This is a genomic window from uncultured Gilvimarinus sp. (assembly GCF_963972205.1).
GTDB classification, from domain to species: domain Bacteria; phylum Pseudomonadota; class Gammaproteobacteria; order Pseudomonadales; family Cellvibrionaceae; genus Gilvimarinus; species Gilvimarinus japonicus.
Genome location: NZ_CAXAUC010000008.1, coordinates 115488 through 141545 on the forward strand (window position 1 = coordinate 115488; position 26058 = coordinate 141545).

23 protein-coding genes and 1 other RNA gene are annotated in these 26058 nt (G+C 55.3%); 6 read left to right on the forward strand and 18 right to left on the reverse strand.

Going from position 1 to position 26058, the window contains the following annotated elements; all coding sequences use genetic code 11:
• Position 1 precedes the first annotated feature (1 nt).
• The 14 genes from hrpA to AACY82_RS13085 all read right to left on the reverse strand — a co-directional run bounded on the left by hrpA (position 2) and on the right by AACY82_RS13085 (position 15324).
• Entirely contained in the window at positions 2 to 3913 is a 3912-nt protein-coding gene (hrpA, locus tag AACY82_RS13020; protein WP_339617259.1) for an ATP-dependent RNA helicase HrpA, read from the reverse strand.
• A 112-nt stretch (positions 3914 to 4025) separates the two neighbouring features.
• On the reverse strand, positions 4026 to 4496 hold the full coding sequence (locus AACY82_RS13025; RefSeq protein ID WP_339617260.1) for a Dps family protein: 471 nt from the start codon (positions 4494 to 4496) through the stop codon (positions 4026 to 4028).
• Between the two features lie 136 nt (positions 4497 to 4632).
• Complete coding sequence (locus AACY82_RS13030; protein ID WP_339617261.1) at positions 4633 to 5448, reverse strand: class II glutamine amidotransferase; 816 nt, start codon at positions 5446 to 5448, stop codon at positions 4633 to 4635.
• A 12-nt stretch (positions 5449 to 5460) separates the two neighbouring features.
• Entirely contained in the window at positions 5461 to 5925 is a 465-nt protein-coding gene (locus tag AACY82_RS13035) for a GNAT family N-acetyltransferase (RefSeq protein ID WP_339617262.1), read from the reverse strand.
• Positions 5925 to 8138, reverse strand: coding sequence for a vWA domain-containing protein (locus AACY82_RS13040; RefSeq protein WP_339617263.1), 2214 nt, complete (start codon positions 8136 to 8138; stop codon positions 5925 to 5927). The genes AACY82_RS13035 and AACY82_RS13040 overlap by 1 nt, the downstream gene beginning before the upstream one ends.
• Positions 8139 to 8186: 48 nt before the next feature.
• Positions 8187 to 8552: a hypothetical protein gene (locus AACY82_RS13045; RefSeq protein ID WP_339617264.1), complete on the reverse strand. Its 366-nt coding sequence runs from the start codon at positions 8550 to 8552 to the stop codon at positions 8187 to 8189.
• Positions 8553 to 8590: 38 nt separating this feature from the next.
• Entirely contained in the window at positions 8591 to 9034 is a 444-nt protein-coding gene (locus AACY82_RS13050; protein WP_339617265.1) for a YcgN family cysteine cluster protein, read from the reverse strand.
• Positions 9034 to 9324, reverse strand: coding sequence for a YcgL domain-containing protein (locus AACY82_RS13055; RefSeq protein WP_339617266.1), 291 nt, complete (start codon positions 9322 to 9324; stop codon positions 9034 to 9036). Before AACY82_RS13055 ends, AACY82_RS13050 begins: the two co-directional genes overlap by 1 nt.
• A complete protein-coding gene (rnd, locus tag AACY82_RS13060) occupies positions 9321 to 10466 on the reverse strand; it encodes a ribonuclease D (RefSeq protein WP_339617267.1) in 1146 nt (381 codons plus the stop codon). Before rnd ends, AACY82_RS13055 begins: the two co-directional genes overlap by 4 nt.
• A 47-nt stretch (positions 10467 to 10513) precedes the next feature.
• Positions 10514 to 11107, reverse strand: coding sequence for a recombination mediator RecR (recR, locus tag AACY82_RS13065; protein WP_339617268.1), 594 nt, complete (start codon positions 11105 to 11107; stop codon positions 10514 to 10516).
• Between the two features lie 17 nt (positions 11108 to 11124).
• Positions 11125 to 11445, reverse strand: coding sequence for a YbaB/EbfC family nucleoid-associated protein (locus tag AACY82_RS13070; RefSeq protein ID WP_339617269.1), 321 nt, complete (start codon positions 11443 to 11445; stop codon positions 11125 to 11127).
• Between the two features lie 21 nt (positions 11446 to 11466).
• Positions 11467 to 13515 carry a DNA polymerase III subunit gamma/tau gene (gene dnaX / locus AACY82_RS13075; protein WP_339617270.1) on the reverse strand — a complete coding sequence of 683 codons (2049 nt, stop codon included), beginning with the start codon at positions 13513 to 13515 and terminating at the stop codon, positions 11467 to 11469.
• Between the two features lie 119 nt (positions 13516 to 13634).
• Positions 13635 to 13731: signal recognition particle sRNA small type (gene ffs / locus AACY82_RS13080), an RNA gene on the reverse strand.
• Between the two features lie 99 nt (positions 13732 to 13830).
• On the reverse strand, positions 13831 to 15324 hold the full coding sequence (locus AACY82_RS13085) for an AbgT family transporter (protein WP_339617271.1): 1494 nt from the start codon (positions 15322 to 15324) through the stop codon (positions 13831 to 13833).
• A gap of 154 nt (positions 15325 to 15478) precedes the next feature.
• Here AACY82_RS13085 and tpx point away from each other — a divergent pair, with 154 nt between their 5' ends.
• The 4 genes from tpx (at position 15479) to AACY82_RS13105 (ending at position 19451) form a co-directional block, all read left to right on the forward strand.
• Complete coding sequence (tpx, locus tag AACY82_RS13090) at positions 15479 to 15973, forward strand: thiol peroxidase (protein WP_339617272.1); 495 nt, start codon at positions 15479 to 15481, stop codon at positions 15971 to 15973.
• Positions 15974 to 16063: 90 nt separating this feature from the next.
• Positions 16064 to 16918 carry a 6-carboxytetrahydropterin synthase gene (locus AACY82_RS13095; RefSeq protein ID WP_339617273.1) on the forward strand — a complete coding sequence of 285 codons (855 nt, stop codon included), beginning with the start codon at positions 16064 to 16066 and terminating at the stop codon, positions 16916 to 16918.
• A gap of 161 nt (positions 16919 to 17079) precedes the next feature.
• On the forward strand, positions 17080 to 18123 hold the full coding sequence (locus AACY82_RS13100; RefSeq protein WP_339617274.1) for a helix-turn-helix transcriptional regulator: 1044 nt from the start codon (positions 17080 to 17082) through the stop codon (positions 18121 to 18123).
• Between the two features lie 71 nt (positions 18124 to 18194).
• Positions 18195 to 19451, forward strand: a complete 1257-nt coding sequence (locus tag AACY82_RS13105) for a serine hydrolase domain-containing protein (RefSeq protein WP_339617275.1) — start codon at positions 18195 to 18197, stop codon at positions 19449 to 19451.
• An 8-nt stretch (positions 19452 to 19459) separates the two neighbouring features.
• On the opposite strand, the gene lpxL is transcribed toward AACY82_RS13105, so the two are convergent.
• From lpxL to fabV, 3 genes are read right to left on the reverse strand one after another with little or no spacing between them, the layout of a single operon-like run.
• A complete protein-coding gene (gene lpxL / locus AACY82_RS13110; protein ID WP_339617276.1) occupies positions 19460 to 20380 on the reverse strand; it encodes an LpxL/LpxP family Kdo(2)-lipid IV(A) lauroyl/palmitoleoyl acyltransferase in 921 nt (306 codons plus the stop codon).
• 6 nt (positions 20381 to 20386) lie between these two features.
• On the reverse strand, positions 20387 to 21289 hold the full coding sequence (locus AACY82_RS13115; RefSeq protein WP_339617277.1) for an acyltransferase: 903 nt from the start codon (positions 21287 to 21289) through the stop codon (positions 20387 to 20389).
• Positions 21290 to 21300: 11 nt separating this feature from the next.
• On the reverse strand, positions 21301 to 22485 hold the full coding sequence (gene fabV / locus AACY82_RS13120; protein WP_339617278.1) for an enoyl-ACP reductase FabV: 1185 nt from the start codon (positions 22483 to 22485) through the stop codon (positions 21301 to 21303).
• Between the two features lie 164 nt (positions 22486 to 22649).
• Here fabV and AACY82_RS13125 point away from each other — a divergent pair, with 164 nt between their 5' ends.
• On the forward strand, positions 22650 to 23060 hold the full coding sequence (locus AACY82_RS13125) for an MAPEG family protein (RefSeq protein WP_339617279.1): 411 nt from the start codon (positions 22650 to 22652) through the stop codon (positions 23058 to 23060).
• Positions 23061 to 23365: 305 nt separating this feature from the next.
• On the opposite strand, the gene AACY82_RS13130 is transcribed toward AACY82_RS13125, so the two are convergent.
• Complete coding sequence (locus tag AACY82_RS13130; protein WP_339617280.1) at positions 23366 to 24382, reverse strand: LacI family DNA-binding transcriptional regulator; 1017 nt, start codon at positions 24380 to 24382, stop codon at positions 23366 to 23368.
• 286 nt (positions 24383 to 24668) lie between these two features.
• Between AACY82_RS13130 and fucP the strand changes: the two genes are divergently transcribed.
• Entirely contained in the window at positions 24669 to 25985 is a 1317-nt protein-coding gene (gene fucP, locus AACY82_RS13135; protein WP_339617281.1) for an L-fucose:H+ symporter permease, read from the forward strand.
• The last annotated feature ends 73 nt before the right edge of the window (positions 25986 to 26058 follow it).

The following is a 26058-nucleotide window of genomic DNA, read 5'->3' on the forward strand; positions in this document are numbered from 1 at the left end:
TTTACGACTCGGTCGCCTCTTGCCACAGTTTATTGAGCCGTTTACCCGATACCGGAAACTTAGTTTTTAGGGTCTGGGCAAACAGCGACACCCTAAACTCCTCTAGAGCCCAACGGTAGCGCATCAAATCAGGGTTTTCGGCCAGTTGATAATCGCCATGTTTGGCCAAATAATCCGTCAAACGGCCCTCGTGAGGCTCTATCTCGGCCATTTGCACACGATCTTTCTGGGCGTTTAGCACCACTTTCTCTAAGCGCAATTCGATTGCCTGTAAGTAACGGGGATACTCAGCAAACCACTCTGGCGGCGTCTCAAACACCAGCGAAGGCTGAAACAATCGATCCAACTGCTGGGCAATATCCCCCGCCGCCAGGGCCACCGCCAGCGCATTTTTAGAGTGTTTTAGCTGTTTTTTAATGCCCACTACTAAGCTCAACGAACGGACTAGCGTTTTCTCTAAGCTTTGCGCCTGCGTGACTAAGTCGGGCTTAACCTTGGCAAGGCACGCGGCAAACTCTGACTCTGTGCGCGGCAACTGACCATCGGGCATCGCTAAATGTCGCGCCGCCGCCATGATTAAATCGTCAACCACCCGGTCGCGATTGCCAATCTGCACCACTGTTAGGCCCAACTCTTTGCCTTTTAATAGCTGCTTTTGTAAGTATTTAACGGTCTCTTTGCTTTGCAGCAATAGCAAACGTGCCACCCCGGCCAGCGATGCGTGATGCGCCTCTTGCGGATTGTCGAGTACCTGCATGGCGGCCGAGTCGCGTTTGTCCAGCAGCGCCGGGTACGCCCGAATCGACAGGCCGCGGCGCTTTAGCTCCACTTGCTTAGGTAACTCTAAATCCCACGTGGTAATGTGCTCGCGGGTCATGTCGTCGGAGGCATCGCGGATATTGTCCTGCACCCGCTCGCGGTAGTTGGCTTTTAATTCGGTTAAATTGCGACTGGCCGCTATGGTTTTACCACGATCGTCCACCACTTTAATGTTAAAGCGATAAAAGTCCTCGAGCCGTTCGCTCTGCCAATCATCGGGCTTTACCTCAATCAGTGTCTGCCGCTTTAGCTGCAAGCTGAGTGCCTCGGTTAACGGCTGATTGTCAGGCGCCATACTCGCCAGCGCTTTGTCCACCACATCGGGCACCGGCACAAAGTGTTTGCGCAGCGCTTTAGGCAGGCTTTTTACCAACTCAATACACTTATCGCGCAGCAGGCCCGGCACCAGCCACTGCAACCGATACTCGGGCAACTCGTGCAGCAAGCTCACTGGCACATGGACGCTCACACCATCGTCTTTTTGCCCAGGCGCAAAATGATAACTGAGCGGATAGGTCACCCCTTTATACTCAAGGGTATCGGGAAACTGCACCTCGCTTACACTGCCGGCACCCTGCAGCACTAAACGCTCGCGGGGGATTTTTAAAATATCGGGCTGCGCCTGCTCGGCCTTTTTGCGCCAAGCATCAAAGCCGGCGCGATTCACCACATCGGCGGGCACACGCTCGTCGTAAAAAGCAAAAATGGCCTCATCATCCACCAAAATATCCCGCCGCCGGGATTTCGCCTCCAGCGCTTCAATCTCATCCACCAGCGCCTTATTGTGGGCAAAAAATGGGGCGGGTTTTTGGCCGCGTTTTGCATAGCGGCCCTCAACCAACGCGGCGCGAATAAAGACGTTGCGGCAGGTCTCCGGGTCAATTTTGCTGTAGTTAATACGGCCTTTTTCGACCAGCGCCAAGCCATACAAAGTCACGCGTTCGTAGGCTTTTACTTGCCCCGCTTTAGGGTCGTAGTAGGGCTCAAAATAGTTGCGTTTTACCAGATGCTCGGCCGCCTGAAGCAGCCACTCGGGCTCCACTTTGGCGACATCGTGTGCAAACAGCTGCGAGGTCTCAAGCAACTGCGCCGCTACCAGCCACTTAGGGCGTTTTTTCTGCTGTGACGAGCCGGGAAAAATAGCAAACTTACGGTTGCGCGCGCCCAGGTATTCGCGCCCCTCGTCGTGACAACCAATGTTGCCCAACAGCCCGGTGATCAAGGCGCGATGCACCGCCTCGTAATTGGCCGGCTCGCGATTAAACGTCAGTCCTAGCTTTTTCGCAGCCAACTTTAATTGACGATGGATGTCCCGCCATTCACGCATCCGCATAAACGCCAAAAACTCTTTTTTACAAAGCTTGCGCAACTGGTTTTGGCTAAGCGCTTGGCGCTGCTGTTCAAAGTAGTGCCATAAATTAACGTAGGCGACAAAGTCTGAGTGATCGTCGGCAAAACGTTTGTGTTGCTGATCGGCCGCTTGTTTTTTCTCGGCGGGGCGCTCGCGCGGATCTTGCACCGATAGCGCACTGACGATGATCATGACCTCTTCTACCGAGCCGAGTTTATCGGCGGCAAGCAACATGCGGGCTAACTGCGGATCGACCGACAGCTGCGCCAAGCGCCGACCGTCTTGCGTCAAGCGCTTGCGGCCATCCACCGCGTGCAGCTCCTCCAGCATTTTAAAGCCGTCGTTAATCTGGCGCGAGTCGGGTGGGTCTACAAAAGGGAATTTATGAATATCGCCGATGCGTAGCTGCAGCATTTGCAAAATAACCGCCGCGAGGTTGGTACGCAAAATCTCGGGGTCGGTAAACTCGGGACGGCTTAAAAAGTCATCTTCGCTGTACAGACGAATACAGATACCATTGCTCACCCGACCGCAGCGACCTTTACGCTGGTTCGCGCTGGCTTGCGATATCGCCTCAATCGGTAAACGTTGCACTTTGGTGCGCACGCTGTAACGGCTAATGCGGGCCACACCCGTATCAATCACATAACGGATACCGGGCACGGTAATGGAGGTCTCGGCAACATTGGTGGCCAGCACAATGCGGCGACCACGATGGTTAGAAAAGACTAAGTTTTGCTCGGCCAGACTTAACCGCGCGTAAAAAGGGAGCACCTCAAAGTGACGTAAATCCGCCTGACGCAAACGCTTGGCCGTCTCGCGGATTTCTCGCTCGCCACTTAAAAAGATAAGAATATCACCACCGCATTTGCCCGCTGCCCGCTCGTGACGATCAATTTCATCAACCGCGTCTAAAATTGGCTGGTAGTGATCGCCATCGTCGCTATCGGCCGTCTCAAACGGTGGCCGATACCAAACATCCACCGGATAGGTGCGGCCCGACACCTCGATCACCGGGGCATTGTCAAAGTGACGGGAAAAACGCTCTACATCGATGGTGGCCGAGGTGATAATCAGTTTAAGGTCGGGGCGTTTTTTCAGCAGCTGTTTAAGGTAACCCAACAAAAAATCGATGTTTAAGCTGCGCTCGTGGGCCTCATCGATAATAAGCGTGTCGTAGCGCCCAAGGGTGGGATCTTGTTGGATTTCGGCCAACAAAATACCGTCGGTCATGACTTTAATCAGGGTGTTGTCAGAGGCTTGCTCGGTAAAGCGCACCTGATAACCCACCGTCTCGCCCAGAGGTGAGCCCAACTCCTCGGCGACCCGAGTAGCAACAGTATTGGCGGCAATACGCCGCGGCTGTGTATGGCCAATTAAGCCGCGCACACCGCGACCTAACTCTAGGCAAATTTTGGGTAGCTGAGTGGTTTTACCCGAGCCCGTCTCACCGGCGAGCACCACCACCTGATTGTCGCGAATCAGCGCGGCAATTTCATCGCGCTTGCCACTGACGGGGAGTTGCTCGGGAAACTCAATGTTGTCCGGCACCTGCTCGCGGCGCGTCTGGCACTGCACGCTTGAACGCTCAAGCTCCGCATGCCATTTGCTTAGCGCTTGATCGGATGGTTTACCCTGAGCCAAACGCGCGGCGATGTCCGCCGCCTTGCGGCGCAAACGATTGGCGTCTTTTACCAGGGCACCCTCAAGGGCGCTTTCGATATCGGCGGGCAAACCGGTCATAAGGGCTCCAACGAAAATTTAATGGAGCGCATTCTACCAGTTTCTGAACGGGGGTATCAGGCAGAGGTAGCGCCTTAGCACCAGAAGGCTAAGGCGCCGGTCACAGGGGGCGCTACTCTTCGAGTAGCGAGCGCAGCATCCAGGCAGTTTTTTCATGCAACTGAATACGCTGGGTGAGCAAATCGCCGGTAGCTTCATCATTGGCTTTATCAACCAACGGGTACAGCGAGCGGGCGGTTTTAACCACAGCCTCCTGCCCCTCTACCAACAGCGCGATCATCTCCTTAGCGGTGGGGATGCCCTCTTGCTCTTTAATGGACGACAACTCAGCGTACTGTTTGTAAGTACCCGGCGCCGGATAACCCAGCGAGCGAATACGCTCGGCAATATCGTCTACCGCCACCGCCAGCTCGGTGTACTGGGTTTCAAACATTAAGTGTAGCGTTTGAAACATTGGGCCTTTCACATTCCAGTGAAAATTATGGGTCTTAAGGTACAGGGTGTAAGTGTCGGCCAATACCCGTGACAAACCTTCGGCCAGTTGACGACGGTCGTCCTGATCAATACCAATATCGATATCCATGCTGTGCTCCTTAGTGATTGCTAAAGCCCGTACACGCTTGCACGGGCGGTAAGCTAAATTGCGTTATGCTACTAATAACATGGGTTCATTATGGGGCTAATTCAAGCTCGCGGATAATCAAGTTGCACAATAGCCACTATTGCGTCTGGCTATTATTGCGCTGAGTATCGCCTGCGCGGTAGGCTATCTCGCCCCGATCAAACACTATAAACTCGCCCGCGCTCATCGCGTGCCACGTCTCGTTGGTGGTCAGCGGGTTGGTGGCAATCACAGTGACGATATCGTTAGCGGTGGTGTGTTCGCCAAAATCCACTGCCAAATCAGAGTCTGACAAGCGCGCCTCACCAAAGGGCGCACGCCGCGTAATCCAGCTGAGCTTAGTGGCGCAGTAAGCAAATAGGTACCGGCCATCGCTAAACAAAAAGTTGGCCACGCCTCGCGGGCTTAGCGCATTACACCATTGATGCAACTGCTGCCAATAAGCGGGCTCATCGCAATTGAGTGAATCCCCGCAAGCAAAACGCTCGCGAATCCGCGCCAGCAGCCAGCAAAAGGCCCACTCACTATCGGTGCTGCCCACCGGGGTAAAATCGCCCAGCGCGAGCTCGTGGGTATCGGCCAACTGACCGTTGTGGGCAAACGTCCAGTTGCGGCCAAACAGTTCACGCACAAACGGGTGGGTATTCTCTAAGTTCACCGCCCCCACGTTGGCCTCGCGAATATGGCTAATGGCGATACAGCTTTTCATGGGTAAGCGGCTTACCAGCTGGGCGATCTCGGAGCTAACACTGGGCGCCCAGTCGCGAAACGCGCGAATGCCCTGCCCCTCGTACAGCACCACGCCCCAGCCATCGCGATGGGGCCCGGTACCACCGCCGCGCTGCAACAAGCCGGTAAAGCTAAAGCATAAATCTGTCGGCACGTTGGCCGACATGCCCAGTAGTTCACACACCTTAAAAGCTCCTCACCTTAGATCGTTTTGCACATACCCCATCAACACAAAGGTTTTACCGCGCTCGCGGTAGCGCCGGTAAGGCTCGGCAATGGCCATTGGCACTTGCTCGGTACGATACTCGCAAAAATTGAGGCCGAGATAAAACTCGCGCAAATACCCCAGCGCATAACAATAAAGCGCCGGCTCACGCCACTGCCGCGGCTCATGCAAAATATGCTGCATTAACTCCCGCGCTAACCCTTGGCGGCGCAACTCTGGCGCCACCGTTAAGCTACGCAATAAAAACTGCCCCTCGGCCGGCTCTAGTACCCGCGCTGCCGCGAGCAGTTGCTGGGTATCGCGCAACAAGTAAACCCGATCTTTTTTGCCGCATTTAACTTTTTGCCCCCATTGCCGAAACTGCCGGCTAACATCCGGGTAATCGGCCACCGACGGAATCCACAGTGTTCGTTCAGATGTTAATGCTAAGTCCATCACGGGCGGTCTTTATCTTGGTTGTCAGAGTCGCTTTCTGCACTGGCAGGCGGATCTTCATCGCTCTCAATATCAGGGGGCTCGGGTACCACATCGGTCAACTCATCCAGCGCCGCCATCGGGTCGTCGTCATCTAGCTGAATCGCATCGGCCTCTACATCTGGCTCGGCGGAACTGGACACATCCGCGCTAGCCGAGGCCGACGTCAGTTCGCCCATATCCGCAAACACGTCATCAAAAGCGCCTTCCGGTGGCTCTTGCTCGCCGGTATCCGCCTCGTCGTTATCAGTTAGCTGCTGCTCCAGCTCATCTAACTCAGACTCCATCGACTTGCCGCTAAAGCGACGATACAACCAGTAAATGAGCGCTAATAAAGCGACGTTAAACAACAGCACTAGCGCCACCAACCACCAGCGCGTGCCTTCATTTTTGGGCGTACTGGGGGGCACATCGGCAACAGATGAAGACGAACTGCTGGCCGCTGGCTCGGGCTCAACGGCAGGTGGTCCGGGGGCAGCGGTGTTTAACTCGCGGGCTAGTGCCGCGCGCTCGTCGGCCAGTGCTTGCTCAAGCGCGCTCAGCGTTTCATCAGCGGGCGGCGGCTGAGGATCGCCTTCGGCCGGGTACGTAAAATACTGCGGCTCGAGCGTTTGTGAAAAACGCCGTCCGGATTGATCGACGCCTTTTGCCTGTAGCTCAATCACATAACGGGCTCGCTGCGTTGGCGTTACCGTTAGCTCCCATACGCCATCGGGCATAAGCTTGAGCGCCTGCAGCGAGTTAGTGCCCGCAGAGTTTTTTATATGGGCCACTATCTCTGTGTGCTCGACGTCCATTACCGAAGCCGCAGTAACCGCAACCCGGTAGGCAACTGCCTGGCCCTGCGCAGGCTCGGGGGGCTGTTTTTGCAGCAGCACAGCAAAGGTCGAATCAACCTCAAACCGGCGCTGATATTCGCGAGCAAAAGTAGCGCCATCAATGCGGAGGTTTAACTGATAATCTCCGGGGGTTTCCGGCGCGCTGGTACGCAGTAAAAAGTACCCGTCAGTATCGGCCGAGCGCAAGGTTATGTCTTGATCGGTCGGCTCACCGAGCACGCCGTCAGCATTAAAAGCGCCGACGCTTACATGAGCACTCACATGCTCCAGCAGCTCATGGTCAGTCAGTACTTGCTCGCGCTCACGCAAAACAAAGCGAATGTTCATCGGCTCGCCCGGCAATACCGTTTGCGCCAAGGGTTGTACATGCAGCGTCAAGTCCGTTAGCACCGTGACCCGTGCATCGCGGCCGCCGCCCACCAATTGCCAGCGACCATTTTTGGGGCTGGGGATAGTCACCAGATCGTAGCGCGGGCGAGACAGCCAACGCACCGCATCGTCATGGCGCGCCTCGCTTACGGGAAGTAAGTCCGGGTCCAGTAGATGCGGCCGTTGCGCCTGGGTATCGAGGTGATAAATGAGCACCGTTAACTCATCGACGGTGCTGTCGACCACAAAGCCATCCCCACTCACCGGTAAGCGCTGCGGTGGTACCGCCTGATCGAGAATATCGACAAATATCGATACCAACTCATCGCGGTTAGTGACGACCCGGTGTTCGCCGGCGCTTTCGCTCGCGAGCGACTGCAACAGCTCTGCATCGGCGTCGTTTGATAAAGCGATGGTATGAATCACAAAACCACGGGCAATTAAGCGGGGAAGTAACTCGGTAAGAATACTGGCGCGCTCGCGCCGGTTGCGTTCTGGGTCGTCGCCAATATCGACTTTGCCGTCGGTGAGTAATAACAAATGAGCGCGCTCGGCTTGCACTGGGGCACGCGCCGCGCGAGCCAAAGCGGCACCGATGTCGGTTAGCTGGCCATCAGAGCGCAGCGTTTGTAGCGAGTCGGCAGTGCGTTGGCGCCAACTTTTGGTTACCGCAGCGGCGGGGACCACCTCGCTGACTTGACCGGCAAAACGCCATAAACCGGCGTGGGTATCGGCGGGCAGCATTTTGCTCAAAAGCGCCAATCCCTCGGCGCGCAAATTCTGCGGATCGGATTGATTCATGCTGCCCGAGACATCCACCAGCAACCGAATATCGGCCGAAGACGCTCCTCCACTTTGGTCTTGCGCGCGCGCTGAGGCTGATAGCGTTAATAGCACCCACCATGCACAGACGAGCGCCGCGCATAAAGTGGTCTGAAACCGAGCTGTAGAGTGAGCTTTTGCCATAATACGGCACTCGCTGGCGGCGCAGCCGCCGGATGAATGTTTTTATTTTTACACGCTAGGTTCGCGCGCCGCCTGGGCGGGCGTACCGCGCTGACGTTTACGGGTGAGCAGCAATAACACTAAGGTTAGCACCAATGCTACCAGCCAGATCAATGCGAGGGTAACGGCCGCATCTAAGCCGGCCTCTATGCCTAAAAACACACTGTTTAACACCGCCACAAACAATGCCGGGGCGTAGGCCGCCGGATGATTTTCTAGGTTTAAGCTAAAAGGGGTAAACAACAAGACAGCGATGGACACCGTAAATAACCATTGAGCGTAGCGACTTAACGGTTTGGCAATACGCCAACCAAACAGCACGAGCAACAACGCTCCCACTAAGTAAATACTCCAAGCGATCATCGACTCACTCAAACGCGACTCCTCGTTATGACAGATTAGGTTAGGCTAAATCATCCAACCCAATGAATTATATACTCTTCCAAATCGTCTGGTGCTACTTGCTGCTCTGGCACCACTTTGCCCGACACCGACATACCGGCACGATGTATTGCATCCGGGTCACCGCTAACCAAAGGGTGCCAAGGCGGGAGCGATTCGCCCTCGGCCAGCAGCCGATAAGCACAGCTACTGGGCAACCACTCGTACTCGTCCAAATCGGCCAGCGTCAGAGTTAAGCAATCGGGCACCCGCGCCTTACGATTGGGATAATCACGGCAGCGACAGCTATCGGTATCCAGCAGCTGACACGCCACCGCCGTGTAATACACTTCGCCGTCGTCTTCATCCTCAAGCTTATGCAGACAACATTTACCGCAACCGTCGCAGATCGATTCCCACTCGGATGGCGTCATCTCGGCTAAGGTTTTTTCTTGCCAGAAAACTCGCGCCGCCATTAGGACAACTTGCTATTGTGCTGCTGAATAGTGCTTACCTGAGCATCCAAGTCGGGGCGCGGCGGCAACTGTAGGTAATACCCCGGGTCATCCAAACTGGCCATCACTTTATTCACATCGACACGGGCAAGCTTGCGAGTGCCGTCAAGCACCAACACCATGGCGGGTTCAGCAATGCCAAACCGCTTGCGCAAAGGCTCGGGGACTTTGTCTAAACCTTCGTCTTTGCGGCAGTATAAATACATACCCTCTTCGCGCTTACTGCGATACACCTGACAGATAATCTTCATGCATTTTCTCCGGCGCGCACTTGTTGTACGGTTTGCAGTAAACCGGCGCCAATTACATCAAAGCGCCAACCGTTTAAACGCCCCGACAATTGTGGCTCGCCCTCAATGGCGCTGCGCACAATGGCTTCGTATTCTTTTTTACGGATTAACACCTCGGGCGGCAACTCGTGCACCTCGGCCTGGCTCGCCACATAAGCCTTTAGCGCTTTCATCCACGAGCCGTATTCACGGCCGAGCGGCGGATCGAATTTTTCCGGCCACTGATCGGGCGTTTGCGTTAAAGCCTTGGCAATAATATCCAGTAGCGTCTCACCGTCCTCAGCAATCGTGCGCCGGGGCATACCCTCAATGCGTTTAATCTGGTTAATGTTATCGGGCATTTGCCGCGCCAGCTCATACAGCTGCGGCTCTTTCATTAAACGATTGCGGGGAATATTGCGTGCTCGGGCCTCTGTTTCGCGCCAATAACTTAACGCCCGCAACACCGCCAAGCCTCTGGGCTGTAACTTCCAGCCCAAGCCCACACGGGTGTAATACCCGTCTAAATCGACCGGCTGCCGCGCGGCCTCCACCAGATCGGCGCAATCGGCTTTAACCCACGCTAAACGATCATCGGTTTTTAAGCGCTGCAGTAACTTGCCGTACACAATAAGTAAGTGCGCAACATCCAGTGCGGCGTATTTTAACTGCGCCACACTTAAAGGGCGCTGTAACCAATCCGAGCGCGTCTCACCTTTGGGGATATCCACCCCCAGCAAATCGCGGGCGAGTGCGGCGTAACCTAATGAGAATCCGCAGCCAGCAAAGGCGGCGCCAATTTGCGTATCAAAAATGGGGCCGGGCACCGCGCCCAGCAAGGTATTAAAAACCTCTAGATCCTCCGAGCACGCGTGCAACACTTTAGTGACCTGCTCGTCCAGCATCAGCTCAGTCAGTGGCGTTAACTCATCAAACGCTAACGGGTCGATCAGATAACAACCGTGGCCATCGCCGATTTGAATAAGCCCCGCTATGGGGTAAAACGTATCGCTGCGCATAAACTCGGTATCCACCGCGATCGCCGCCTGAGTGCGCCAGCGCTGGCAGAGCTCGGTTAATGCCTCGAGTGTGTCGACCCAAATAGGGTCTGTAGGAATTGCCATAACAACCTAACTAAAATGTACGCACCGCTATCGCAAGCGCGCTAAATTTAAAGTGAGCGACGGCTGCTAAATGCATGCGCCAATGTACCGCCATCAATGTATTCCAGCTCGCCTCCCAGCGGCACGCCGTGAGCGATGCGAGTGACATTGATACCTGCTTTTTTTGCGCGTTCGCTAATATAAAAAGCGGTGGCCTCACCCTCAACAGTGGGATTAGTAGCCAAAATAATTTCGCTCACAGGCTCTGTCTGCAACAAGGCTAACAACTGGTCGATACCGATGTCTTCTGGGCCGACGCCGTCGATGGGCGACAAGTGCCCCAGCAGGACAAAATATTTTCCTTGATAACTGCCCGCCTGCTCAATGGCGAGCACATCGGCGGGCGTTTCGACCACGCAAAGTAAGGTGTTATCCCGCCGCTCGCTGGCGCACACGCCGCACAGAGGTTGCTCCGTCAAGGTGCGGCAACGGCCACAGCGGGCGACGCCCGCAACCGCACGCTGCAAGCTATCGGCTAAGCGCGAGGCGCCTTCACGGTTGTGCTCTAACAGTTGTAACGCCATGCGCTGCGCGCTTTTGGGGCCAACGCCGGGCAGCACTTTTAACGCGTGCATTAATTCATCAATGAGCGGACTAAACATGCAAGGGGAACCCCAACCTAAAACGGCATTTTAAAACCGGGGGGCATGCCCATACCGGCGGTCATTTCTGACATTTTATCGCGACTGTTTGCTTCGACCCGACGCACGGCATCGTTAACGGCAGCGGCCAATAGGTCTTCTAGCATCTCTTTGTCTTCTTGCAACAAACTGGCGTCAACATTGACGTTTTTAACATCGTGGCGTCCCGTCATGGTAACCGACACCAGACCGGCACCAGATTGACCAGTCACCTCAGAGTTGGCCAACTCTTCTTGCATTTTTTGCATGCGCTCTTGCATTTGCTGAGCTTGCTGCATCATGTCTCCCATGCCTTTCATGGTATTACCTCTTGGTTTTACTTAATTCGGGTCGACGGGCTCAACGGTGCCCTCGTCTAGGGTTGCGGCAAAGTGCTCCACCAACTGCTGCACAATGGGGTCTGACTTAACCGATTCAACCGCCTGCTCATAGCGCTCGCTCAGCTTACGCGCGGCAATTTGCGCCGGGGTTTCGGTTTGTATTTGTCCCGGCTGAATCACCACACTAACCGGCTCGCCGTAGTATTCATTAAGAATATCGGCCAAGCGCTGCTGATGGCTTTCATCGTAAAGGCTGCTGTTGTGTTCATCCAAAATAAAATGCAGCTGATTTTCTTGACGCCCCACCAACTCGCAATTGCCTGCCGTATTGCGCATAACCCCCCCGACATTAAGGCCCAGGTAGATCTCAGGCCAACGCATTGGCGTGGTATCACTCAGGCTGACCATAACAATCGGCTCGGGAGCGGAGGTAAGCTCGGGCGCCGAAGCCGCAGCGGGCTCTTGCGCAACGGGTGCGGCAGCCTCTGGCGGGGCGGGCTCGGGCGGCGGCGGGCTTTGCGGTGACGGCGCGGGCTCGTCGGTCTGCCACGGAACCTCAACCGGCGATGCTGCCGCCGGTTCAGCAGCGGGCTCTGGTGGCGACTGATCGTAGGTGGACGCTTGACCGGCCATCTGCTCGTACTCTGCAGCGGCTTGAGGGCCCTCATCGTCAGAAGAATAATCGGGGCTGTACTCATTAGCAGAATTACCCGCATGAGCCGAAGCGTCTTGAGCGGCCGGCGCCGACTCATCAACCGGTGCGGGATTAGGCTCTGCAGCGGGCGGCTCTGGCACCGGGGCGGGCGTGCTCTCGGCCGCCGGTGGTGGCTCGGTGGCAGGCGCTTGCGCCTGGCTTGTTGCAGTAGGCTCGGGTGTTGCGGTACTAACTGGTTGTTGGGTACCGGCGCCATGCGCTGCGTTAGGCGAGCCGGCAGCCAGAGGCCGGGTAGGCACATCAGCCACGCCCTGAGGGCGGAACGCCAGCATGCGCAACAGCACCATCTCGAGCCCGGCGCGCGGGTCCGGCGCCAAGGGTAAGTCGCGCCGCCCAATCAGGCCGGTTTGATAAAACAGCTGTACGTCTTCGGCGGGTAACTGCTGCGCTAACTGCAGGATTTGCTCGCGATCACCGTGGCTATTATCCACCGCCTCAGGCAGTGCCTGGGCAATAGCCACCCGGTGCAAAATAGACAAAATATCGGCCAGTGCGCTGGCAAAATCTGGCGCGTGCTCGGCCATTTGCGCCACGGCATCGAGCACTTGCTTACCGTCGCCGGCGGTGAGTGCCACCACCATATCGTAAACGGCGCTGCGGTCGATGGTGCCGAGCATAGCGCGAACATCGGCCTCGACCACTTTACCCGAACCAAACGCAATAGCCTGATCAGTCAAGCTCAAGGCATCGCGCATACTGCCGTCGGCGGCGCGGCCCAGCTGCCACAGGGCGCTCTCTTCAAAGGGCACCATCTCGGTTTCGAGCACGTGCTGCAGGTGACCGGTGACCAGCTCGGGGGTCATGTTTTTGAGGTTAAACTGCAGACAGCGCGACAAAATCGTCACGGGCAAGCGCTGCGGATCGGTGGTCGCCAGCAAAAACTTAACGTGCGGTGGCGGCTCTTCCAAGGTTTTTAGCAACGCGTTAAACGAATGCGTCGAGAGCATGTGCACCTCATCGATCAGGTACACTTTGTAGCGGCCACGGGTCGGCGCGTATTGCACGTTCTCGAGAAGCTCGCGGGTATCTTCGACTTTGGTACGGCTGGCGGCATCCACCTCAATCAAGTCGACAAAGCGGTTCTCGGCAATCTCGACGCACGCAGCGCACTGGCCACAGGGCTCGGAGCTAACGCCCGTTTCGCAGTTTAAGCACTTGGCGAGGATCCGGGCAATGGTGGTTTTACCCACACCGCGAGTACCGGTAAACAAATAGGCGTGGTGCAGCCGATCGTGGTCGAGCGCATTAACCAGCGCTTTAAGCACATGCTCTTGCCCCACCAAATCGCGAAATGTACGGGGGCGCCACTTTCGGGCCAGGACCTGATAACTCATGCCTTCCTCGGTTCGTTAGTCGTAATCTTCGGGATTATAGCTGTCCCGGAATTAAATAAATACGGGCTAGAGCAATGCAAAGCACGACGAGGAAGAGGCAAGCAAGAAGATGGAGGCGACCCCGCCAGCCACACCCCGGCACATGGTATCACCGCTACCGTTGCTCCCTTCCGGGCCTGGCGGAGTTCACGGTTGACCATTGCGAGGGGACCGACAGGGCCACCATTGCAGCGACAGAGCGAGTCTGTCGAGGCCGCGCATTATCCTGAGTTTTAACCCCGAATGCAAGGGCGCTTTTTAATGCTCATTAAACCTTTATGCCTGAGGCCCAAGCGGCAGCCCAATCAGCAACCAAAGCGCGAACATAAGCGACCACACCAGTAAAAAACTCAGAGAGTAAGGCAGCATCATCGCCGCCAGGGTGCCCATGCCGCAGTCTTTACGATAGCGCGCCGCAAACGCTACCACCACGGCAAAATACGGCATCAGCGGGGTAATAATATTGGTGCTGCTATCGCCGATGCGGTAGGCCATTTGTGCTTGCTCGGGCGTCACCCCCAACAAATACAGCATGGGCACAAACACCGGAGCGAGCAGCGCCCACTTGGCCGAAGCGCTGCCGACAAACAAGTTAATAAGTGCGCTAACAAGGATAAACGCCAGCAGCAATAACACCGCCTGCCCTTCAAGCGCGCTTAGCCAACTGGCGCCAGTGGCGGCGATTAGCGCCCCCAAGCCCGTCCAGTTAAACCACGCCACGCACTGGGCGGCAAAAAACATAATCACCAAATAACTGGCAAGCGTCATCATGGCCTCTTCCATGCCCGCGACCATATCGCCCGTCTTTTGGTAGCGGCCACTCAAACGGCCAAAAATCAACCCAGCCATCGCGGCGTAAATCGCGATCAGCGGCACCAGTATGGTTAGCTCAATCTCCCCAGCGTCATCTCGCAGTGGTGCGCCATTTGCCACGCTTGCCCACAACACCAGCGCCGCAAAAAACAGCGTCCATACACCCACGCCCCACAGAGCTTTGGCATCGTTAGGCGATTGTTGCGGGCGGTCTAACCCCGCATTCTCATGCTCATCGGAGTCCGCCAAGAATGGCGCGACCCAGCGCTCGGTGACCCAAGCGCCGACCAATGCCAAGACAAAGGTCGAAGCCACCGTAAAGTAATAGTTGGAAGCCACGCTTACGCGGTAATCGGGAGCCACACCTGCCACGGCCTCTTGGGTGATTCCGGCCAATATCACATCGGCGGGCCCCAGCAACAAATTGGCGCTGTAGCCGGCCGAGACGCCGGCAAACGCCGCCGCGATACCCGCCAACGGGGGCCGTCCGGCCATTTGAAACAAGACACCGGCGAGCGGAATCAGCAACACATACCCCACATCAAACGCTAGGTTCGACAAAATACCGGTCAGCACCACCATCACACTTAGCATCGCTCCGCGAGCGTGGCGCACCAAGCGCAAAAGCACACAGCGCAACAGCCCTGAATGCTCGGCAACACCGAGCCCTAGCATAGTGACCAACACCGCGCCCACGGGCGCAAAACCAACAAAGTTGTCTACCATCGAGCCAAGCAACCAACGCACGCCTTCGGCGCTTAACAGGTTGCGCGCTGCCACCGGCCCACCACCGGGCAAATTTGCCTGCCAACCTAAAAGGCTTGCCAACCATGATGTGGCGGCGATAAACGCCGCCAGCCAGACAAATAACAGCGCCGGGTTAGGCAGGCGATTGCCGATTCGCTCAACCCTAGTTAACCAGCGGTGCGCGCGCGAAGTTTCAGTAGTTAGTGTCATATCGATGTCAGTTTTACGGGGTTAGTGGCGATACGCAACCGTCGATTGCAGGCTCGCCCATTGAATTTTACAGCTTTGCCACCACAGTAACAGGAGCGATGCACAGAGCCTCTCGCCCCTTTCACCTACACGCGATTACCGCACGGAGTTTTATATGGCTACAGTTACTTTAAAAGGCAATTCCATTAACACCAACGGCGCCCTGCCGGCCAACGGCAGCGCAGCACCGGATTTTACATTGGTTAAATCTGACTTGTCTGAGCTGAGCCTGGCAGACTTAAAGGGCAAAAATGTTGTATTAAACATCTTTCCAAGCGTTGACACCCCAACCTGCGCCCAATCCGTACGCACGTTTAACGAGCAAGCCAGCAAACTGGATAACACCACGGTTGTCTGTGTATCACAAGATCTGCCCTTCGCTCAGGCACGTTTTTGCGGCGCCGAAGGTCTGGATGACGTGGAAAACGGCTCGGCCTTCCGTTCAAGCTTTGCCGAAGATTACGGTGTAAAATTTGTCGACGGCCCGCTGACTGGCCTAACCGCCCGCGCGGTTGTGGTCATTAATGCCGATGGCAAAGTGGCCTATTCGGAGCTGGTCAGTGAAGTGGCCGACGAGCCAAATTACGACGCGGCGTTAAAAGCTCTGTAAGCGACACATATTACCGACGTAAGCTATCCCGGCGATCGCTGCCGGGATCTGCTATTATGCGAGGCATTCACGACCTCGGACCCATCTCTTATGCTGCTGTTTGTCGACAACCTCACCAATGTGGATTTTAGCTACCTCGACGCCTCTCGTGGGCTACTGGGAGAGACTTGGCTGGCCAATATTCGCCTGCACGGCGACCTGGACGATCAAAGCATGGTGTGCGACTTTGGCGTGGTGAAAAAAATTGTCCGCGACTGGCTCGATACCGAGTTAGACCACCGCTTGGCCGTCCCCACCCAAGCGCCCAATATTGAGATCACCAGTAACGGCGATCAACTGGACATCCGCTGGACCCTCGACAACGGCGAGCATATCCACACTACCAGCCCGCGTCAGGCGATTGCGTTAGTCGAGGCCGCAACCCTCACCCCCGAAACCATTGCCCGCTGGTGCGAACAACAGCTAAAAAGTGCGTTCCGCGATGAAATCGAAAAACTCGAACTCAGCTTTAGCACCGAGCAAATAGAGGGCGCTTTTTATCATTATTCCCACGGGCTGAAAAAGCACGGCGGCAACTGCCAACGCATCGCCCACGGCCACCGCTCGCGTATTGATATCTGGGCCGACGGGGTTAAATCGACGAGCTTGGAGTCTCTGTGGGCCGAGCGCTGGCGCGATATTTATATCGGCAGCCGCGAGGACATCAGCGCCGAGCCGACCATTAACGACACTGACTATTTCGACTTTGCTTACACCTCCGAGCAAGGCGCCTTTACCTTACAGCTGCCTAAGCGCTGCTGCTACATCATCGATACCGACACCACCGTCGAGTGTTTAGCCGAACACATTGCCGCCACGACCGCCGCCGACAACCCCAGCGTCGAGCTGCGTATTCGGGCGTTTGAAGGCATCAATAAAGGCGCCGAAGCCTACCGCGGCCAATGAACCAAGCCCCACCGAACCAACCACAAATTTCCCTGTTGCTGCGCCTGCTCAGGCTGCATCAGTGGCCGGACATCTTAATTATCATGTGGCCCACTAAAATGCGCTGGCGGCGTGCGCGATGATCTTTGTGTGCGTAGTGGCCTATTTATGGAGCCGGCCCGATGCTTAACCCATCGGTCGAGCTGCTGGACATCTGCCTGCGCGTAGCGGCCATGGGACAAATCGCCCTGCTGTGCCTGCTCTTTTTGCGTCGTCCCTGGCGACTCGCCCACCTGACCCTTGGCTGGCTGGCCGTGTGCACCGCCGGCTATCTGTCGCTCACAGCCCCTATTGCCGATGCCCATTATGGCCCTCTGCGGGGCCTGTTATTAGTTCTCACCGACAGTATTGCCTACGCCCTCTGGCTGGCCGTCATGCTGCACTTTCGCGACGACTTCTCCCCGCGGCGTTGGCCGCTAGCATTAAAGGGCGTGCTAGCGCTCTACGGCCTCGGGTTTATCTACTTTTTTGGCGTTTTACAGGGCATAGGCTGGCTGCACGATGCCAATCACCTACTGTCTATCGCACTGGTTGCACACATTATTATCCACCTGCTTAATGGCATGAATGACGATCTGATCGACGCCAGACGCAGCCTGAGAGTCCAGGCCACGCTGATTGCCAGCGTCTTTTTTCTATACCTCGCCTGTGTAGAGCTGGGGCCGGAGTTCATCCGCCATCACTGGCTGTTCAGCCTTTCAAATGCCGCCTTAGTGCTATTCGGGGTGAGTACTTTATCGGTTGCTCTACTCCTGCGTCCGGCCCAATCAAACGCTGACGAGCTGTCAAACGCAGCTCATCCATCGGGCCGAGAAGCAGCCAGGCAACCCAATCCGCTGCAGGTTAAACTGGACGCGTTTCTTGCGCAGCGCGGCTATACCCAAACCAACCTCACCATTGCCTCGCTGGCACATCAGCTCGGTTGTCAGGAGTATCAGCTGCGCCAACTGATCAATCGCGAGCTCGGCTACCGCAATTTTTCCGACTTTCTCAATCGCCATCGCTTACCTGCAGCCGCCGAACAGTTAAGCAGCCACCGTTCACCCATAACCACAATCGCGCTGGATTTGGGCTACGGCTCAATCGGCCCCTTCAACCGCGCCTTTAAAGCACATTTTGGCTGCACACCCAGCGACTACCGCCGCCAATTTCAAAATCGGCCATAGATTTTTTTAAAATCGGCGAGCCAGGCGCCGTGCGCGCCAACCACAATCGTCCTCCCACACAGGAGGACTCTATGCCACACAAACGCCTTATTACCATTACCCTTGCCGTACTTTTACCACTGGGCGCCTGCCTGTGGTTTGCCTGGCCCGTCTATCAGTTTTTCGCCTACAAGGGCGATGCCCCTATGCCAGCCTGGGGTTATGTCACCATACCCACCGAAGGACCCAGCTCAAGCACATTGGATGACGACACTTATCGCCAAGCCGCCGCCCGGTCACTGAAGGAAATAAGCCGTCATCGTCAGGCGATACAAGCGCCTGCGCTATCCGCCGCCGTGGCCATTCAGGGCAAACGGGTTTGGGCTGGCGCTGTCGGCTGGGCGGACATCAAAAACAAAGTGGCCGTGACACCGCAAACACGCTTTCGCATTGGCAGCGTATCCAAGCCATTGACCATAACGGCGCTGGCCCAGCTTGTGGCCGATGGCACCGTTGAGCTGGACGCGCCGATTACCCGCTACCTGCCCGAGCTACCCAACCGTCAGTGGCACAACATCACGGCGCGGCAACTGGCCTCCCATACCGCCGGGCTGGTGGAGTATAAGCACACCGCTGAGTGGGCCGGCCTCTACCGCATCATGGCGCTGCAAACCCACTACGAGGACGTTGAAAACTCACTGGCCATCTTTGATGACACGCCGCTGGCGTTTGAACCGGGCAGTGATTTTCAGTACACAAGCTACGGCACAGTGCTGCTCAGCGCGGTGATGCAAAGCGCCGCCGGCAAACCTTATCAGCAGTTGATGCAAGAGCGGGTAATGACACCTTTGCAGATGAACGCCACCGGCGCCGACCCGGGCGAGCACCGCGAGCCCATGGCCCGCTTTTACTGGAAGCGGGGTGATCGGGCCAAGCTCTGGCGTCAGGTGGACCTGAGCCACCGCCTCGCCGGCGGCGGCTTTGTCTCAACGCCCTCGGATTTGGTAAAGCTCGGTTCGGCTTGGCTGGATACGGGGTTTATTCCCACTGATGTTCGCGAGCGCTTCTGGCAGCCCCAGCGCCTCGGCAGCGGCGAACTCAACCCGCAAAACTACGCCCTCGGCTGGCGCCTGCATAAAGGCGACGATTACATGGCCACCAACCTCAATCACGGCGGTGTCTCGCGCGGCGCCCAGTGCTGGCTAATGGTCATCCCAGAGTATCAGATGTCGATCGCGATCAGCATGAACAGCAAAGTCGGTGAGTTCTGGGAGTTTGGCGAATTGGCGATTTTTATCGCCCGCCACTTTATAGATGCGGCAAAAGAGACGGACCCTGTGAACGAGTAGCGATCAGGCTACTCGTAAAAATCCGACTCACCCGGCGGACGGGTTTTAAAGCGCGGCTGAGCCCAAAAGTACTGCTCGGGGCATTTGGCGATTTGCTCGGCCATAAAATCCGACACTCGCTGAGTATCGGCAATATCGTCCCCGCTGGGGAAGTTTTCAAACGCCGGGTGGATGGTTAACTTGTAACCCGAGCCATCGTCCATGCGCACCTGTGTAAACGGAATTACTTTTGCTCTGCCGAGCTTAACGATTTTGCTGGTGGCGGTGATGGTCGCGGCTGGCACGCCAAAAAAATCCACAAACACGCTGTTTTTAGCCCCCAAATCGCGATCGGGTGCGTACCACACCGCCCGCCCTTGGCGTAACTTGGCAATCATACCGCGAATGTTATCGCGCGGAATTGCCTCGCCGGTTTTACAATAGGACTCTCGGCCTTTGCGCTGGATATAATCGTACACTTTGTTGCCGTGCGGGCGATAAAGGCCGTCAAACTCAACATTACACCCGAGAAACGCACTGCCAATATCCAACGTGCTAAAATGTGTGGTTAACAACAGTATACCGCTGCCTTGGCGTTGCGCCTCGTGGATATGCTCGACACCCTCAATAGTGTGCAATTTACGTAAACGCCGGGCACTCCAAAACCACCCTATGCCGGTTTCGAAGGCAGCGGTCATCATAGATTCGGTATTTTTCTTTAGCAGCTCTTCACGCTCAGCGTCTGATTTTTCGGGAAAACAGCGCTCGAGGTTCACTCGCGCATAGTTAATACGCTTTTTATTTAAATACAACAAAGGGGCCAGCTGACGCGCCACCCACAACTGCCATTTATAGGGTAACTGAGCCAGCACTATCCATAAGCCTGCCCCCAACCAAGACAGCCAATGACGCGGCTTAAGTAATGCAGCGCTAAAACGGGTACGACTCATAAACCATTACTTCTCATGTGATAACTCGCGCTGCGTTAACGCCTCTAAGCGCTCATCTTTCTCTTGCCACACTTGATTGATCCAATATTGAAAGTGCGTGCGAAACTCGGCATCTTCAGTGTAATTACCCAGTAAATCTTTACCCACCGCCAGTTCGCGAGCGTGGACATTTATGCGCCCTACCCGGCCACAAATATACTCGACAAAACTGGGCCTACCGCCGGGGTAGTGGATGGTGACATCGAGTAACGTTTTAATACGGCCATTCATGGCGGTTAAAGTAAAGGCTAAGCCACCAGCTTTAGGAATAAGCAAGTGCCGGTAAGGCGACCCTTGGGCGCGGTGTTTCGCTGGGGTAAAGCGTGTTCCTTCTAAGTAGCTAATAATTGTCACAGGTTTATTGCTATAGCGCTCACACTGCTTTTGCGTGGTGGCTAAATCTTTGCCCGCTAAGCTTGGATCGCGAGCAATTTGCGCTTTGGTGTGACGACGCATAAACGGAAAGTCCAGCGCCCAGAAAGCCAACCCTAGCACTGGAATCCACATCAGTGACGTCTTTAAAAAGAATTTAAAGTAAGGCACCTCGCGGTTAAACAGCCGCAGTAACACCAAAATATCAACCCAGCTTTGGTGGTTAACCACCAACATAAACCACTGCCGCCGGGTCAAGTGCTCTGGGCCTTGATAGACAATACGGGTAGGCAACAGCCAACGCTGATGAAGATTGTTAGCCGTAATCCAAGCGCTGGCTATTTTATCCAGCCAGCGCGTCAGCAGCGGTCGATAACGACTACGGTAGGCCGCCAACTTAAGCAACGATAAACTAATCAGCGGGGCACTAATGGCCAAAGTCACCAAGACAAACAGTAACAGTGAAAAAATGCCCCGCGCCGCAGAGATAAACGACATCAAACGATCACTTAGAAATTATGTGATACCAAAGGCGAAGTCTCGGCATCGTAATCTACGCCGTCAAAACCAAAACCGAATAACTTCAAAAAGTTTTCGTGATAGGTTTTGTAATCGGTAAGCTCCATTAGGTTCTCTTCGGTCACCTGGGGCCAAATGGCCTCTACCTCGGCCTGAGTGGCGGGGTCCAATTCTTTGTTATCGACCCGGAAGCGGCCGCCATCATCTAAACGAGGACTATCGGCGTATAAACATTCGGTAAACAAGCGCTGCAACTGTTCGATACAGCCCTCATGGGTGCCCTGCTCTTTCATCACCTTAAACAAGATAGACATATACAAAGGCATAACGGGAATTGCCGCCGCCGCCTGAGTCACCAGCGCTTTTAGCACCGCCACATTCGCGCTTACACTTTTGTCCGTCAAACGCTCGGCAATCGCCGCCGCTGCGCGATCCAGATCCTCTTTAGCTTTACCAATGGTGGCACGGCCGTAGATGGGCCACGTCAGTTTGTCGCCCAAATAAGTATAAGCAACCGTTTTGGCGCCATCGGCCAAAACGCCGGCCTCGGCTAAGGCGTCCATCCACATTTCCCAGTCTTCGCCGCCCATCACTTTAACCGTGTTGGCAATTTCTTCATCGCTTGCGGGCTCAACGGTTACATCGCCGATCTTCATGGTATCGGTATTAAGGTTTTTAGCGGTATAGCCTTCGCCGATGGGCTTTAACACTGAATTGTAGGTCTCGCCGGTGTTGGGGTCGGTACGGCGCGGCGATGCCAGCGAGTAAACCACCAAATCCACCTTTCCTAAATCTTCTTTAATGGCGGCAATGGCCTCGGCTTTGATCTCATTGCTAAAGGCATCGCCATTGATGGTGCGGGCGTACAGGCCGTCCTTTTCGGCGGCAGCATGAAACGCGGCGGTATTGTAATAACCCGCAGACGCCGTTTTGCGCTCGGTGGGCGGTTTTTCGAAGCACAAACCTAAGGTTTTGGCGCCACTGCCGTAAGCGGCCGTAATGCGCGACGCCAAACCGTAGCCGGTCGAACAGCCGATCACCAGTACATTTTTGGGGCCACCTACCACCTCACCTTGAGCTCGAGTGTAGTCAATTTGCTCTTGCACGTGGGCAGCGCAGCCTTCTGGGTGGGCATTAATACAAATAAAACCACGAACTTTTGGCTTGATAATCATAGACTTGCATCCTGTTGTATAAGTATCGAGCGGCCGCCTGCCGCTGCGCAACCCGCTGGTTGCGCCAACTGAAAAGGGGGTATTATAGTGCTCTTAGCGCCGATTAACAGAGCCCAGCGATTCCTGCCAGGTGATGTAGGCGCCTAAACCCGATAGGAGGTTGTATGATCTACCCAATGGCGGCCATGGTACTACTAACATTTTACGTCGCCCTGCGTATGTTTAAAGCACGGGTATCGGCCATCAAAAGCGGCCAGGTACCCATAGAACACTTTAGAACTTACGCTACCCCCACCGACCAACTGCCAGCAATGATGGTCTACACCCAGCGCTGTTACAACAACCTGTTGGAAATGCCGATTTTGTTTTACGCGGCTTGCTTAACCGCCATGGTGACTCAACTAACCGGCACATTAATGCTGGTACTAGCGTGGCTGTACGTTGCTTGCCGCATTGCCCAAGCAACGCTACACCTGCGCGGCAAAGTGCGCTGGCGTATGCGCTCGTTTTTTGCCAGTGTGGTTTGCCTATTGGCGATGTGGGGGGTATTGGTAGGCGCGGCACTGGCGCGTTAGCACTTTTACCCACCGGGCTTTATTTGGGGGCTGAAAGGCAACACACCCAGAAAGGCGTCGCTCACGTGATTAAGCGATAACAAGACGCGAGCTTGCCAATGCTGAACTGCGCCAATTATTGTATTGGCGCAGAGGATTTACGGCGAACAACCGAGGCTGATGTTATACCGGTATTGAAGGCGGGCTGATTGATCGCAGCCTTTAATGCCTGGAGACAGGCGTTAAAAGTCTCTGTAAAGATTAGCGTTCATTAAAACACCAGCAGCGTGTAGCTGCCCGTTACCCCCTCGGCCCACCTTAAACCATCACGGCTTCACCTTTCCCGTCGATTCTCGCTCCAATATTCGGCAGCTCATAATCGCCGCCGGCATCTGCACCGACTTGCCCTTAAGCTGTTTTAGCAATAGCTCTACCGCCTTTGCCGCCATCTCGGCGATAGGTTGGCGCACTGTGGTAAGGGACGGGTAAATTTGGTGGGCCACAGGAGTATCATCAAAACCGGCTACCGACAGCTCGGCAGGCATGACAATACCCCGGTGGTGCGCCTCGATGATCACCCCGGCGGCCATATCATCATTACTGGCAAAAATAGCACTGGGGCGTTCGGATAATGACAACAGCTGCCGGGCGCAGTCCCGGCCCGAATCAAACGAGTTATAGCCCTGCACGACCAAGCTTTTATCCAGCGTTAAATCATTTTCTTTAAGCGCTGCCACATAACCGGCGTAGCGCTGGGTAACGGCGCGGTGGTCGGGGTGGCCGATAATAAAACCAATGTGCTGATGGCCCAGCTCGATCAGCCGGCAGGTCATATCGTACGCGGCCTCTTGATCGTTGGTCTGTACATAGGGGCAGGCTTCTTTGTGCTCAGTAGGCGATAGACGCACAAAAGGTATATCGGCGTTTACCAGTGCTTGCACCAGCTCGGCCATATCCGACAGTGGCGGCGTGAGTATTAACCCATCCACCCGCCCCTGGCGCACCAGCCCAAGGACCTCGGCTAAAAGCTCAGCGGCATCGCGTTTACAAGGGTGAATCAGTAAATCGTAACCAGAGCGGCGACAGGTGGTTAACGCACCATCTTGAACATCAATCACGTAACTGGCGCTAGGGTTGTCGTACAAGAGCCCCAACACGTAAGAGCGGTTGGCGGCCAACGAGCGGGCCGACTGACTCGGACGATAATCCAGCTCGTCAATAGCCGCCTGAACCTTGTCGCGCGTGCTGCCGCGCACGTTAGGCTCTTTATTCACCACCCGCGAGACAGTCTTCATGGAGACGCCGGCAAGCGCGGCGACATCGTCAATGGTTGCTTTGGCCAAAAGTCACTCCCACAGTAAAAGCTGCATTCTACCCTATCGCCCCATTCTGCCCTATGGGGCCCTTTCAGCGCCAATGTCGCGCTCTGTTATCAAACCGGCTGACAGCGCTGTCAGTTTGTTTTATAGTAGGCTCGCCTAATAACGGTAACAGCTCTAAAAATCGAGTACCGCAACTAAAATATAGCGACAATAAAGGCACACCTGACGCACATAATTAGGGCCTGCTCCCCCTAATAACGGTAACTGCGTACGCAAACTTAATAACAATCTTCCTTGAGGTGTATTTATGGCAACTGCCCCCCAGAGTGTCGGCGCCAAGACGGTGAACGGCAATACTAACCAGAGCTATACCGGCCCACTGGTTATCATCACCATTTTGTTCTTTATGTGGGGCTTGCTCACAGCGATGAACGACGTGCTAATCCCACACTTAAAAAATGTTTATACCCTAAGTTACACCCAGGCGATGATGGTGCAATTTTGCTTCTTTTTTGCCTATGCGGTGGTATCGCTCCCAGCCGGCTCACTGATTCGTAAAATTGGCTATCAAAACGGCGCGGTTACCGGTCTTGTAATAGCAGGCTTTGGCTGCTTTTTGTTTTACCCAGCCTCTATGAGCACCTACACGGTGTTTTTGATCGCGTTTTTTATTCTCGCCGCCGGTATTACCGTGCTGCAAGTGGCCGCCAACCCCTACGTTACCGTACTTGGGCCGGCGCGCACCGCATCGAGCCGCCTTAACCTTACCCAGGCATTTAACTCTCTGGGCACTACCATTGCCCCAGCGCTGGGCGGCCTGTTGATTTTAGCCGCCGCCGGTGAAGCACTGGACCCTTCGGCCATGTCCGAGATGGAGTCTGCGGCCGCCAAAGCCAAAGAAGCGGCTGCCGTGCAAATGCCTTACTTAGTATTAGCCGGCTCGCTAATCGCGTTGGCCATCTTTTTTAAGCTCGCAAAGCTGCCCAAGATTACCCACGACGACGAAACGCCTGAGGTTGCTGACGCCGAGCAAGCGCTGGAACACCCCGCCGCAAAAGAGTCTATTTTTAGCAAAACTCATCTAATGCTCGGTGTTGTTGGTCTATTTATGTATGTGGGTGGCGAAGTTGCCATCGGTAGTTTTTTGGTCAACTTTTTAGGCGAGAGCAATATTGCAGGCTTAAAAGAGCACCAAGCCGCCACCTACGTGAGCTTTTATTGGGGTGGCGCGATGATTGGGCGGTTTATCGGTTTTGTGGTAATGCGCCATGTGCAGCCAGGCAAAGTGCTCGCCTTTAACTGCATCGCCGCCATTACCTTGGTGTTGATTGCCGTATTCTTTGAGGGCAAGATTGCCATGTGGTCGATCTTGGCGGTGGGCCTGTGTAACTCCATTATGTTCCCCACCATTTTTAGTATGGCGTTGTACCGCCTGGGTAAATTTACCAGTCAAGGCTCTGGCCTGCTGTGTGTGGCGATTGTTGGCGGGGCGATTATCCCGCTGTTGCAGGGTGTACTGGCCGACACTATCGGTATTCAACTGTCGTTTTTACTGCCAGCGTTGTGCTATGTCTACATTATGTTTTTTGGTTTTAAATACGCCAACCTCTACAAGGACATGTAAGCAAAACAGCCAGTACCTTACCGTACTCAGCTATAAAAAAGCCCGGCGATATTCACCGGGCTTTTTTTATAGG